Below are 13,259 nucleotides of genomic sequence, written 5' to 3' on the forward strand. Positions count from 1 at the left end.
ATATGATGGACGGAGGGATTTCTGATAATTAAAATATTTCACTATATTTAATATATCCCTGTTTCCGGTAGTCATCTTATTGACTATCACTCATATAATTCTGTCCTATGTTCATCTATCAAATCCTGTTTCACAAAGCGGACTGGCCTGCCTCCGAGATGGAGTCCTTCCTGCATGACGCCGATTTTTTCGTCAGATCTTTACGTTCCAATGGGCAGCTGGTCTCCCTGAATGAGGTATTCCTCTTCCAGGAAAACACGGTATGGCTGCATGTGCAATGCCTCAAAAAAGACTCGTTGGACGAGCGCTATAACAGCGATTATGTCAACCAGTGGACTTCCATTCTCATGGAACGTTATGAGGTGACTGTTTCCTACAAATATGTAGGAGAGCACCTGGTTTCTGTTCCCACAGCTGATATTGAGTCTTCGAGTTCGCTGATATTATATTGGGGAGGGGCTTCGCCTATAAGGTCGGGTGACAGTTTTGCTCCTATTCCCTTGTATAATTTTCCCTATACACATACAGTGCATCGGAACTATGAGGATATTAACTCATGGTCAAGGAGTTATGAGGAGATTGACGGACTCTGGTTCAGAGGATCGATGGGGGAAAAGAAGTTTCACAATTATTTGTCAGATATCGGAAGCCCCCTGACAATGCAGGGAAGGGATATTTGCGGCAGATTGGAGCAGCTGACAGGCAAGCCAAGCTATTATTACCTGTTTAACTACGACAGCAGGAAAATGGAGCAAAGTTGCCCTTCCTGTGGGGGCCACTGGCAGCTGGAAAGTAAGCTATTGGAGAAATTTGATCTGAAATGTGATCATTGCCGGCTGGTGTCTGAGAAGGTGAAGGATTGAGGTATTTATATCCGGTAATGAAAATATACATGTTCCTGATGGGGTAAACCGTTCCGGGGGATATTTCTCGTACCCCGGGTTGCACGTGTACCCCGAGGGATATTCCTGGTACCCCGGGTTGCACGCCGTACCCCGAGGGGATATTCCTGGTACCCCGGGTTACACCCGGGGCTACAAACATGGGACTCCTGACGGAGTCCTATTGTGTTTTGTTGATTGCGTTGTTTGTAACCTGGTATCAGGTGTTACGCCCAGGGCAAAAAATGAAGATATATCAGAAATAGAGGAAGGTCCTGAACTTAAATGACTACCTAACAGTATCAGGTACCGAAATAAAAAAAGGCTGCTCAATACTTTTGAGACAGCCTTTTTTATATAAGTTATCAATTATTAGTGTTGCGGTGAATCAGTCGCCTGACCCTGGGAATCAACCTCAATATTTTGGTTGCCTTCCAGTCCTGGCTGACGGCGTTCAGGATGAGTGAAATCTTCCTTCATACGTTGCAGCAGGGAAATGAACTGTTCTGACATGTCCGTATCACGCTTGAGACCCTCTTGTCTGGACTCTGACAGACTGCGGTAGTATTGTATCTGTTGTGTACAATCCTTGATGATCTTCTGGGAGATCTCATCTGCTTTCTTCATATCACCTGCCAGGTAGTATGCATATACAGTCTGCATTGAACTGTAGTTATGCATCTGGCCCGGAGTGGTCATTGCATATGGGAAATTGCTTTCAAACAGGTTCTTGTCAGCCTTGTTGAGTACGGCCAGTGCAGAATCTTTCCTGCCATCCAATGCCAGGGCTGTACCCAGTCTGGTGTAGGAGTTTCTGATGTATTGCAGCAGTTTACGGTTAGGTTCATCGAAGTAAGTACCGTTCACGTTTGCACCGCCGAAAGCGAATTTCTTCATCAGGTTGTCGTACATCGCAGGAACGTTTACATTCTTCTCTGCACCCATCGGATCATTGCTTTCTTCTTTTTTCAGCGGTACCAGGCGGTAAGTCAGACCATCCATACGGAGGTAGTCATTCAGACCGAGGTCGGTAGGGCTGGTAAAGTAGATCGGACGTTTCCAGTCGTTGGCAGCGATGATATCATATACGGCCAGGTCGTTTTTCAGCAGGTACGTCTTATTGATCTGGAAAGGTAGCTGAGGCATAACCCTGGAGCTGTCGTGGATGTCAACAACACCGTTTTTGATCACTTCAGCCACATTTACAGGTATAAAGAGCTTTTTGGCAGGGAGGTAGTTGATCTGGGAACCATCTGTAGTAGACAGTTTCGCACGTGGATCATCAGATCCCATAAAGCCCATTACTTCTTTCAGGTTGTAGAATTTATCCTGCGGGAAGTTACCACCATCGTAATACTGGATGTAGTTACGGTTTTCACCCTGGTATTTGTCAGGTGTCCAGTTCATTGGAACAGCAGGGCTTTCGTTTACCCTATGACGCTGCTGATCGATATACCAATCCACCCCCAGGAGGCTGAGGTTGATTACACGGACATCAGGACGGATACCTTCTACTTCCTGTGCGTACCACAGCGGGTAAGTATCGTTATCACCTACAGTAAAGAGGATAGCCTCTTTAGCGCATGAATTGAGATAGTCAGCAGCTACGTCGCGGGCAATGGTTTTGGTAGAACGGTCATGATCATCCCATTCCTGGAAGCCCATCAGTACCGGCACAGCCAGCAGGCAGACAACGGTCGCTACCGGAGCTGAGATAGCTGATTTGGTTTTGGTTTTCAGGAACTCGTAGATGGACAGTACGCCCAAACCGATCCAGATCGCAAAAGCATAGAAGGAACCAACGTATGCGTAGTCACGTTCACGTGGCTGGTTACCGGCCTGGTTCAGATACAGGACGATAGCGAAACCGGTGAAGAAGAACAACAGACCTGCTACGAGGGCATCTCTGCGGTGGTTATTGTAGTGATAGATGAACCCGATCAGGCCCAGGATGAAGGGCAGCAGGAAAAGAGTGTTATGTGCCTTGTTATTTTTCAGGCTGTCTGGCATCGCAGACTGGTCGCCGTACATTATGTTATCAAGGACAGGAATACCTGTGATAAAGTTACCATCGCGGACGTTGCCATAACCCTGTGTATCGTTTTGTCTGCCGGAGAAGTTCCACATAAAATAGCGCAGGTACATGAAGCCTACCTGGTATTTTACGAAGAAGCGTACGTTATCGGCAAAGGAAGGTTTCTGTCCGTCATGGAGATTGAGGAAATCGCGATAGTAGTCTGCGTGCCCCTGATCGTTGCTGGCATCCCATACGCGGGGGAACAGCATTTTATCTTCCGGAGCATAAACAGGTACCTGTTTCTTACCAGCGATCAGGTATTTGTCTTTACCACGGGCGTAGATATTGCCGGCATCTTCGTAGCTGCTGGGACGGGCGGTAAATACCTGTCCGTAGATCAGCGGGAAGTCACCATACTGTTCACGGCCGAGGTAACCTACCAGCGAGATCGGATTGTCCACATTATACATATCTACGGATGGATTTGCTGTAGAGCGTACCATGGTAGTGATGTATGTGGAATAACCTAATAACAGGAAGAGGATGGAATAGATGGTCACTTTTGTAAAATGCCGGAAGCTGCCAGTGTTTACGTTTGTGCCAAATTGTTTGAGAAAGTAAGGTACTGCTACGATAGCTGCCGCAACGATAACCTTCAGGATCTTCACGCCTGTACCTGTAGCCTCGTTAAAGGAAGGGATGACGATAACGGAAGCCACCAGGATCAGTGGTGCATACAGTCCGAATTTAGGATTTTTCAGACCGTACAGCAGGATGGCAGCCAGTGCTATGAAATAGAAGGCGAAACCGGCATAAAAAGGAAGACCGAAGGAGTTTACGAAGAAAACGTCCATCAGACCGGAAGCCTTGATAGTATCCTGGATAACGAACTTCTGTACCATACCTGTAAGGGCGCAACCGACGATAAACGCCCAGAAAGTACCCATTGGGGTTACTTTATAGCGTTTAAAGTAGTAAACCATTACGATAGCAGGGATGGTAAGGAGGTTCAGCAGGTGGACACCGATAGAGAGACCCATCGTAAAGGCGATGAATACAATCCAGCGGTCAGCGTATGCTTCATCTGATTCGTGTTCCCATTTCAGGATAGCCCAGAAAACGATAGCAGTGAACAGGGAGGACATAGCGTATACCTCACCTTCCACAGCGGAGAACCAGAAAGAGTCGGAGAATGTGTAAGCCAGTGCACCTACTGCGCCAGCGCCCATGATAGCGATCATTTGTTCACGGGAGATAGGTTCCCCGTTTTTCACCATGAGGCGGCGTGCGAAGTGGGTAATAGTCCAGAAGAGGAACAGGATGGTAAAACCACTGGACAGGGCGGACATAAGGTTCACACCTAAGGCTGCGTTTGATGGGGACAGCGGGATAGTGAACAATCTACCTAAAAGCACAAATAAAGGAGCTCCAGGAGGGTGCGGAACCTGTACCTTGTAGGCACTGGAAATGAATTCGCCGCAGTCCCACAGGCTGCCGGTGGCCTCCATAGTCATAATGTAGACAGTGCAGGCAATGATACAGATAACCCAACCTACAATGTTGTTGGTCCTTTTAAAATTCATAAGGATGTTTTAGGTCCGACAAAAATAGAAAAAGTGGCAAATTATGATAATTAGCGATAACAGTTTTAACTTTTTCTTTAATAAGTAAAATTATTTGTAGATGGATGGCTGAAATGAGGGTCAGGATAGTAAATTGATTAGCAGAGGATAAGGGAAACCGGGGCAATGGGAGGGGGGCTTCGGCTGGTTTTAGCCGAAGATAATGCGGACGGTCTGGTAGAACGACAGTTTCTGATAGCCGGAAGTCAGCTGGTCGCGGGTAAAGCCCTGCAAACCAAAGAGGCCGGCAGCGTTTCCTTTGTTAATGGCTATTTCCAGATAGCCGGCGGCGTTGAAGAGGGCCAGTTTATGCCCTTCCGGTACATCTGCATAGGTTTCACAAAGTTGTGTAATCACTTCATCACGACGGAAATAGATAGAGAATGGCCTGTTCTGGCGGTGTTCATCAAACTGCTGACGGGTGATGTTCACGACTACGTTTTCGAAGTTGTCGATATGAATGATCTGTCCGTCGATATAATCCTGGCCAGTCATCGGCTGCAGGTTATTCTTGATGATATATCCGGTGGCGGGTTCTCCCAGTTCAGCCAGTGGTTTACCATTCTGCAATTCTCTGTAGGCTTCAGCAAAGCGTTGGAGAATAGAGAAGGTATCTCTGGATTGTGTCTTATGTAGAGGCAGTTTGATCACCTTTGCCGGAGTTCCTCCTGCAATCATTGTAATCAGTCCGTTATCAGCACAGGCTATATATTGTCCATTATGTTCTGCAAGCAGCACATGATCTGCTTTACGGTCGAACAGATTAATCAGTACAATATGGAATGTACGTGGTGGATAATACGCAAAGGAGCTCTTACAGATGTAAGTTGCCTGTGGCAGGTTAAAAGGAGATATCTGATGAGTAATGTCCATAACAGGAGCACCGGGACAGTGTTGCCACAGCTGCCCTTTGATGGCGCCTACCAGGTAGTCCTGTAAGCCTATATCTGATGTTAATGTTATTATGGACATGTTATCAATGAATACCAATTACCCAAAAAGAATGCCATTGGGGCATTGGCGTTGTTTAGTAATGCAAAGAAATATAAAATCTGCATGTTGCTGCGACTAAACAGCCAATTACTTGTTCAGATGTGAATAACTATAAAAGGGCCGGGGTCGGGGGTTTGGGGCGCTTATAAGCAAAAAAAAATAGAATAAAAAGTAAAAGATTAAAGTTAAGCCGTTCTTGCTAATTGCCTTGTTATCAGCCATTGGCGCAGAACAGCTTAACATCATTATTTAAGCGGCGAACCCGGTTCTTTCTTAAAATGATTATATACTATTCCATCCAGCAGCCCTGGAAACAGTTTGCTGAGCAATACTGTCATCTTTCCCTGGCCTGTGAGTACAAGTGTGCGTTTCCGTTTGGCGATTGCTTTCAGTACAGCATCAGCTACTGTTTCTGCACTCATCAGCTTTGCTTCATCCAATGGAGTTTCTGCCTGGCTGCGTCCTTCTTCATTTAATGCTGTGTTGCGTATGTTGGAACTGGTGAAGCCGGGGCATACCCACATTACGTTGATGCCTGTATGCAGATTCTCAGTACGTAATGATTCCAGGAAGCCCTGCATGGCAAACTTGGAGGATGAGTATCCGGTACGGCCAGGCAAGCCCCTGTAACCTGCTATAGAAGATACACCTACAACTGTCCCTTTGTTCGCCAATATAGATGGTAAAGCATATTTTGTACAATAAACAGTACCCCAGAAGTTGATGTCCATCACCTGTTTAAGGACATTGAGGTCTACATCGCGGAATAAGGCACGCATGGAGATCCCTGCATTATTGATCAGGATATCTATTTTACCCAGGCGGGCGATGACCTGTTCAATGAAGTTTTTACAGTCTTCTTCCTTACTTACATCGGCAGTATAGGTATAGAGCTTGCCGGATGCCAGTTCTTTTTCCAGCGTCTGCAGTGTTTCGGGCTTTCTGCCACAAACTGCTACTTTGGCGCCTGCATGGAGAAATGCTATTGTCAGAGCTTTGCCTATTCCGGAAGTACCTCCGGTGATAACTACGACCTTATCTTGCATTATGATTTTTTTTCAAATGCAAAAATAGGGGTAATTGGGATATGATGTTTTATTTTGTCTGTGGCGGGTTTTGTGAAATTGTTTGAAAAAAAGTTGCCAAAAAGTTGGAGGAAATAAAATATTTTATACCTTTGCAATCCCAATCACAAAAAAGGGAATGATTCCGTAGCTCAGTTGGTAGAGCAATACACTTTTAATGTATGGGTCCTGGGTTCGAGTCCCAGCGGGATCACACAACGTCTAAAGGCTTTCCTTGCGAAAGCCTTTTTTCATTCTAACCCCTGCTGGTATTCAATCTTCAGAAGCAGCCAAATTGCCGCAGTCTTCAACAAAATCACTGAAAACTGCGAAAAAACAAAGAAAACCAGCAAAAACAGTTGGCAAATTAGTTGGCAAAAATCCAGGCAGAAAATTGCCAACTCCCCGACCACAGCGATTTTTCGAAAAGTTATAAAGAACTGCAAAAAAAGGCATAAAAGCCCGATCCGGTCTATTCCATCACATTTCAACCCATTAAGAAATGAGCAGGACAGACAAGCAGCAACTCAACCTCATGTTTTTCTATCGTCAAGACCGGGCCGGCAAAAAGACGAATAAAAGCCCGCTACAATGCCGTATTAAAATAGGCACGGATCAAAAAGATATGCCTACCGATATACACATAGCCCCTGAGCAATGGGATACCGAAAAGAAGATACTCAAAGAAAACTGTCAAGATTACGAAACGCTGAAAAAGGATATTGAAAATGTTAGCGAGATCCTGAGAGCCTATTTCATTATACTTAGCCTTGAACTAGGAACCGTCAGCCCTGAAATGCTCAGGAACAAATTCAACGGCAAGGCCATCGACTACGATGCAAAAAAAGGAAACCCCGAATTACAAACCATCCTCAATATCCTGGATGAAAAGATAACCGACTTTGCCAACGAAGTAAAAGCTGCCAGAGAAAGAGAAGCGAAAGGGGAACCAGCAAAGAAGGGTAAAAAAGGCTGTTCACGCTATACCCTCACCCAATGGAAGACCACCAGGAACAAAATGATCGAATACCTGATGTATTTGAAAACAGGTAATATTATCATCACTGACCCTAAAATCCAGAAAACAGCAGAAGAAAAAGAAGACTATATAAAAGAAGGCAAAGCCTACGATATACCAGTTACCAGCATTACCCCCGCTTTTTCAGAGGACTTTCTATGTTACCTGATGGAAACCAGGCATGAACCTATAGGAATTGGTGCCGCCAGCAAACAGGTTAAGAATACCAAGCACGTACTTAAAATGGCCGTCAAGAAAAAATGGCTCACAGTAAACCCGCTTGAAGACTTTATAAGCGCCTACGAAGCAATCGACGTAATTCCACTAGAATATTGGCAGGTAGATATCCTATACGAAAAGAAAGGACTGATCGAGAGAATCGAAAGGGTACGCGATGGATACATCGCACAGATTTTCACTGGATTTGCCTGGCAGGACATACGCGCACTTACCCCGGAACATATCATCCAGGACGAAATAGGTGACTATTACCTTTGCAAAAAAAGGGGGAAAACTAGCGAATACGAAGTAGTACCAATCCTGCCCCCCGTGGCTGCACTTATTGAAAAATATAAAGACGATCCTTATTGTAAAAAAAGAGGTGTATTATTTCCAATAATCGCCAATACCAACTGTAATGCATATTTGAAAGAACTGGCGGCACTATGCGGTATTCAACGTGATCTCAATACACATCTTGCCCGTCACACCTTCGCCCACATCATGTTAAACTATGGTGTACCATTGGAAGTAGTCAGCAAAATGCTGGGACACAAGAGCATAAGAACTAGCCAACGTTATTGCAAAGTAAGCCTTCAGCTGATCCGGGATAAAGTGAAACCAGTGTTGACTAAAATGTTCACCAAATGCGGTAAACTGAAGGTGATCCTGCGCGGAGCGATGTTCAAACCAGCAGAATTTCACACCGAATATAAAGCAGCGATATAAAATAAGGTGTCCGGCATATGTCGGACACTTTTATATACACCATTTCATTAACATCCCCGTCGAATTTTGATAAGGAAGTAGCAAGCCTTTCCGTTCATTAAATTCTAACTTTAGATAGACTGTCCAATAAAGGACAAAAATAAATGTGAAAGAGATGGAGACGACGAATGAAAATGAAAAGCCCAAAATGTATATTATTACCGGCCACAAAGGCGCAGGTAAAACCAACCAGATTGCAGACTTGCTGCCTGATCATCCATTCGTACCAGATATATATCGATACAACGAAAAAACAAACGACCTTTGGGACAAATACCTATTTGACAAAGACTTACGGGGATTCCTCAAAGAAACTGATCAGGAAATGGATGCATTAGACTATTATATAAACAAACAAATAGCCAACCGCCAAAATATTTATATAGAAATGGACGTATCATTTGAAATAAAATATCTGGTGGGAAAGACCGACGGCAACTATGATATCAATATGATATACCTGGTTTGCAATTCATTGCAGCAGTCCATAGATGTAATGGAGGGCAAACGTATTCCATTCTTTGACCCGTTAGACGAAATTGCTCTGGCAGATAATTACAAGAAAGTAAACTTTTTTGTAAATGGCTGTGCATTTAATTACAAAGATCGCATCGAAATTTATCAGACACATGACCAACGGATCAACCCCCTAGTAACCATCGATCGAGGCAATATAGTTAAGGCTACAACGGACTTGCGAGAACAAAACTGGTTGTCAAAAAATGCTAAATCTTTATATAAAAAAATAGAAAGATTCAACCAAAGAAAAAAAAGCAGGCAGGCAATGGATGACCCCAAACGCCTATTCGCAGTACCACCAGCCACGAATAAGCGATCCAATCGATTAAAATTTTAAAAAGAAAGGGAACAGCAAAAATGTTCCCTTCACATATGATGCCGAAAAGTAAGTCAGGATAAATCAATAATCCCTAATCAGCCAGATCATTTCCTCCATTTTAGAAATTAATATTTCCTTATCGCGATCCTCCCCCTGATAAGACTTGACCCGCATATTACCAGGGCTAAGATCAGCGGTTCTTTCGGTTGAAATAAACGGTACTATCGCATTAAACAACGCGGTAACCGACCGAGACACAATGACCTTCATATCATTAGCCGCCCGCAGGAAAAGGCTGATCTGGTCAGCCGACAACGCACAGATCACCTTAAACATTGCAGCCTTATCCTTTTCCTGCTTATAGTCCTCATTCGGCAGGAAGCCAATCTTTTTATTTTCCAGGTAAGCAATCTCGTTGCTTATAAAATCAGTAAAATAAACCTTCAAAGAAGGATATTCCGAGTTGTATATATATCCAGGAAATTGCGGCAGAACGTTCACCTTTTTCAACTGTTCCCGCATATATTCCAGCCGCTCATCGATAGAACCCATATTGTTCATATAAAGTTCCATACCCAAAGAAAAATACCTGATACACATTTTGCTGTTCAGGTTCCAAAACAATAAAAGTTCGTGAAGAGACGGACAACTAGATAAGGCCGTCTCCTGACCTCCATAATTTTCAATATTATCCACGATCATTTTATAATAATCAGCCTCCTTTATCTGCATAACCTCACCAGCTGCCACACGAGTACAGAATTCGTCCAAAACATCCATCACAATATCACATGCCTCCTGCGGATTACTATTTTCCAGCAGCTTAGATAAGATGGCCTCTCGTTTCTGCAAGATCATCCCCCTCACCTCCAACAATTCAGTCACCGGCATAAGCAGATCCGAGGTCAATAACCTGGTATAATTCTGCCTAAAGAAATCATACAGTAAATGCAGTCCGCTCAATACTTCCTGCAAAGGAGCGGTTAAACCCAACCGTCCGGTATCCTCATGCTGCATAAATGAATACACGCGGTTAATGAGCAGTACCACCGCATCATTATGTTTACCGACAAGGGCCGCTCCCTTATCCTCACTGCTGATACTAAAAAATTGCTGTTTAAATTCAGTTTGAAGGTTTCGCAGTTCCAAATTAAACCGGGCAACAAGTCCATTAAAATCAACATTCGGACCAGCAGCAGATACTACCAGAGGATTCAGGTCAAAAGAAATGATGTTGTCAATTGTCTCAAAAAAATAGGGATTTTTAGTTTTCATCTTTTCAGGGATTTCAATTCACATGCAACAGAAACTACCACAAACCAATACCTAAACAAGGGCCAACAAGATCAGAGCAGAATCATATCACACTAATAAACAATAGGTTACATGCATACAAAAACGCATCCGTATCAAGAATGTTTTCTAAATTTTCAATTTCCACCCATCCCCAGTGATTTTTGATAGGGATGAAATATCCGGCAAACGCGCTTTGGGAGAGATGCCGTAGGCAGAGAGGGCAGGCACTTTGTTTTTTTCTTTTTTCCGCATATGCGGGATGGAGGTCGTGGCAATGCAATAAACTTTAACCCCTACCTCTAGAACAACCTTTCAGGCAAAACACATAATTCCCATTTCCCGCTTCGCGGAGTGCGAGATAGCTAAAGAATAACCTGTCTCCCAACAAGGGGTATAATCTTTTTTCCCCCTATCTGTCACTCCGTGCCACCGTTAACTCGAAGCATATATGGTTTGGCCTCGTTGCTCTCCCGTTGGTCGGGTCCCCTGCAAGGGAAAGGGTAAATTTCGATTCTCTCCCATCGGGAGAGATGGCCATAGGCCAGAGAGGGCAAGACAATCTAATGTCGAAATAAGTAAAAGGCATAAATTCGTGTAGTACTTGTAAACTACCAGTAAGAGAAAAACATGTTCGAAATCATCATAAACCAAAGCGTTGGCCCTTTTATGCTAGGCCAGCATATAGAAAATTACATAACGAACTATCATTTCGAATTTACGGCGAAGCAATCTGAACATGAAGACTGGGATTGTTATAGCTATGGAGAAGGGGTCATCTCCATTTACACCAAGCAAGGAATTATTGAATCTATTGCCTGCAGGACGGATTGCTATCTTAGCAATTATTTTCTCATCGATGCCGACATGGATGATTTCCTGTCAACTTTCAAGATTGATAAACAAGCACTACAAAAAGATACCGTATTTGTTTATGACGACATTTCCCAGGATGTTTATGAGGTCGATGAACTGGGCATGCAAATATGGGTTGATAATGACAATAAGATTGTAACGGTATTTGTTTCTCCCCAAGACCCGGAATAACGTTTCCCTCTCTCCCCCCAAGGGGGATATAATTCGAAGTGTATATTGATTTTTGCCACATTGAGCTCGCAAAGCTCGGTTCTCCCAGAGGAAGAGAGGAGCAACGCCCAGAGAGGACAGCGAAACAGATGAAATCTCTTATCTTACATACCCTTAACCAAACTTGCCAATAACGTATTGAACATGGACGTAGCCTTTACTTTTGAAACCTCTGTTGAATTAGAACACAAGCCTTTCAATAAAATCCCTAGTGAAGTTGATTCTGTGAAGCACTTTTTTAAAGAAAAATCTTTGGACAAGATATAAATCAGCTTATAATTAGCGTAGTATGCATGGCCCCTCGGTTCGAGCCATTTTTCAAACCCCGCAGGCCCAACATCGTACAGAAGAAAAAACGTACATGCATCGTGGCGTAGAACTAACCACACCCGCAATGTATCTCACATTCGATCTCAGGCTCGATTTCGAAAAATATCTGAACTCGCCAGAACCAAAGCCATTATTTGCACAAGACGCGCTGGCCTCCCTGGAAACCATCAGCAAAGTCAAAAAAATAAAAGATTTCGATTTGGTCCGGTTCAAAACAGACTTCCAGCAATTCTTCCAGGAAACCGGATGGCTATAATATTCGATTACTCGACGCTCACCTTTGAGGGCTTCATCGTCATCCCGCACTTGTTTCAGAATCTCATCTTTTTCCGCATACGCGGGATCGAACCACAGTCAGTATACCAAACCTGCAAAACTACCTCTAGAAATCCTAAAGAATAAAACACTTACTTCCATTACTCACTTCGCGTAGTCCAAGTTTCCTTCTATTTCTTTTTCTTTTTAGGCTTCTTAATTGGCTTCAATAATGCTTTTGGCGGAAGATTATCCGGAAGATCTACCAATTTATAGATCCCCCATATCAGTTCCCATACTGCTTCATTTAGATCAAGTACAATTTGCCTGGTAATCAATGGTTTTGGGAACTTATTATGGACTATTCCATTCCTCAAATCACGGAATTGCAAGACTTTATCCCAAATAGAGTCAAGAGAAGAAAAGTCTCCAAAGCGTTTAATTATCGAATAATAACTTTCGATTATGTTTGAACCGTATCTGGGAATATCCATATCATCGTCTGCCAGATATATCCCTTTACAAACATCTCGTAGCTGTTCCTCTAGCGATATATAAATCATTAGAAATGAAGAATCAAGCAATATTTGAGGATTAACATTTTCAAGAACATCTAATTTTCGCCTCTCATACTCGTTAACATCACCCAGCTCTGCAAACTCATCAGCACATACTTTGTCCAAGCGCTCCAGCTCCAATTTGGCAATGCCAGCCTTCTGCTTCATCCAGGTCTCTGATAACTCTAGGTACTCTTTGTAGTAGTCCTTACGATCACAAGAATCCTTCATGGTATATTCCAGCCAATCGCTGGCTTCCATCTGGTATTGTGTCAGTCTTTTTCCGCCTCCTAAGATCATCGCGAATTTAGTTTTAGG

Annotated in this window: 10 protein-coding genes and 1 tRNA gene; 6 read left to right on the top strand and 5 right to left on the bottom strand. The window is 43.6% G+C overall.

The window, feature by feature from the left end; translation table 11 throughout:
• Positions 1–107 precede the first annotated feature (107 nt).
• A complete protein-coding gene (locus tag F3I09_RS32125; RefSeq protein ID WP_149699152.1) occupies positions 108–863 on the top strand; it encodes a DUF2310 family Zn-ribbon-containing protein in 756 nt (251 codons plus the stop codon).
• A gap of 390 nt (positions 864–1,253) precedes the next feature.
• Here the strand turns inward: F3I09_RS32125 and F3I09_RS32130 are convergent, their stop codons facing one another.
• From F3I09_RS32130 to F3I09_RS32140, 3 genes are all read right to left on the bottom strand, one after another.
• A complete protein-coding gene (locus tag F3I09_RS32130; RefSeq protein ID WP_149699153.1) occupies positions 1,254–4,481 on the bottom strand; it encodes a DUF2723 domain-containing protein in 3,228 nt (1,075 codons plus the stop codon).
• Positions 4,482–4,670: 189 nt separating this feature from the next.
• Complete coding sequence (locus F3I09_RS32135) at positions 4,671–5,492, bottom strand: S-adenosyl-l-methionine hydroxide adenosyltransferase family protein (RefSeq protein WP_149699154.1); 822 nt, start codon at positions 5,490–5,492, stop codon at positions 4,671–4,673.
• A gap of 266 nt (positions 5,493–5,758) precedes the next feature.
• Positions 5,759–6,559, bottom strand: coding sequence for an SDR family oxidoreductase (locus tag F3I09_RS32140; protein ID WP_149699155.1), 801 nt, complete (start codon positions 6,557–6,559; stop codon positions 5,759–5,761).
• Between the two features lie 159 nt (positions 6,560–6,718).
• On the opposite strand from F3I09_RS32140, the gene F3I09_RS32145 reads away from it, so the two are divergent.
• The 3 genes from F3I09_RS32145 to F3I09_RS32155 all read left to right on the top strand — a co-directional run bounded on the left by F3I09_RS32145 (position 6,719) and on the right by F3I09_RS32155 (position 9,438).
• A tRNA-Lys gene (locus tag F3I09_RS32145) sits at positions 6,719–6,791 on the top strand.
• Between the two features lie 288 nt (positions 6,792–7,079).
• Complete coding sequence (locus F3I09_RS32150; protein ID WP_149699156.1) at positions 7,080–8,543, top strand: site-specific integrase; 1,464 nt, start codon at positions 7,080–7,082, stop codon at positions 8,541–8,543.
• A gap of 154 nt (positions 8,544–8,697) precedes the next feature.
• Positions 8,698–9,438 (top strand): hypothetical protein, encoded by a 741-nt coding sequence (locus F3I09_RS32155; protein WP_149699157.1) that lies wholly within the window; start codon positions 8,698–8,700, stop codon positions 9,436–9,438.
• A 63-nt stretch (positions 9,439–9,501) separates the two neighbouring features.
• Here the strand turns inward: F3I09_RS32155 and F3I09_RS32160 are convergent, their stop codons facing one another.
• Positions 9,502–10,695, bottom strand: a complete 1,194-nt coding sequence (locus F3I09_RS32160) for a hypothetical protein (RefSeq protein ID WP_149699158.1) — start codon at positions 10,693–10,695, stop codon at positions 9,502–9,504.
• Positions 10,696–11,343: 648 nt separating this feature from the next.
• Between F3I09_RS32160 and F3I09_RS32165 the strand changes: the two genes are divergently transcribed.
• Both F3I09_RS32165 and F3I09_RS32170 read left to right on the top strand, forming a co-directional pair.
• On the top strand, positions 11,344–11,760 hold the full coding sequence (locus F3I09_RS32165) for a hypothetical protein (protein WP_149699159.1): 417 nt from the start codon (positions 11,344–11,346) through the stop codon (positions 11,758–11,760).
• A 433-nt stretch (positions 11,761–12,193) separates the two neighbouring features.
• Positions 12,194–12,385: a hypothetical protein gene (locus F3I09_RS32170; RefSeq protein ID WP_149699160.1), complete on the top strand. Its 192-nt coding sequence runs from the start codon at positions 12,194–12,196 to the stop codon at positions 12,383–12,385.
• Positions 12,386–12,575: 190 nt separating this feature from the next.
• Here F3I09_RS32170 and F3I09_RS32175 read toward each other — a convergent pair whose 3' ends face one another.
• Positions 12,576–13,241: a hypothetical protein gene (locus F3I09_RS32175; protein ID WP_149699161.1), complete on the bottom strand. Its 666-nt coding sequence runs from the start codon at positions 13,239–13,241 to the stop codon at positions 12,576–12,578.
• Between the last annotated feature and the right edge of the window lie 18 nt (positions 13,242–13,259).

Source organism: Chitinophaga sp. CF418 (genome assembly GCF_900142925.1).
Taxonomy (GTDB): Bacteria; Bacteroidota; Bacteroidia; order Chitinophagales; family Chitinophagaceae; genus Chitinophaga.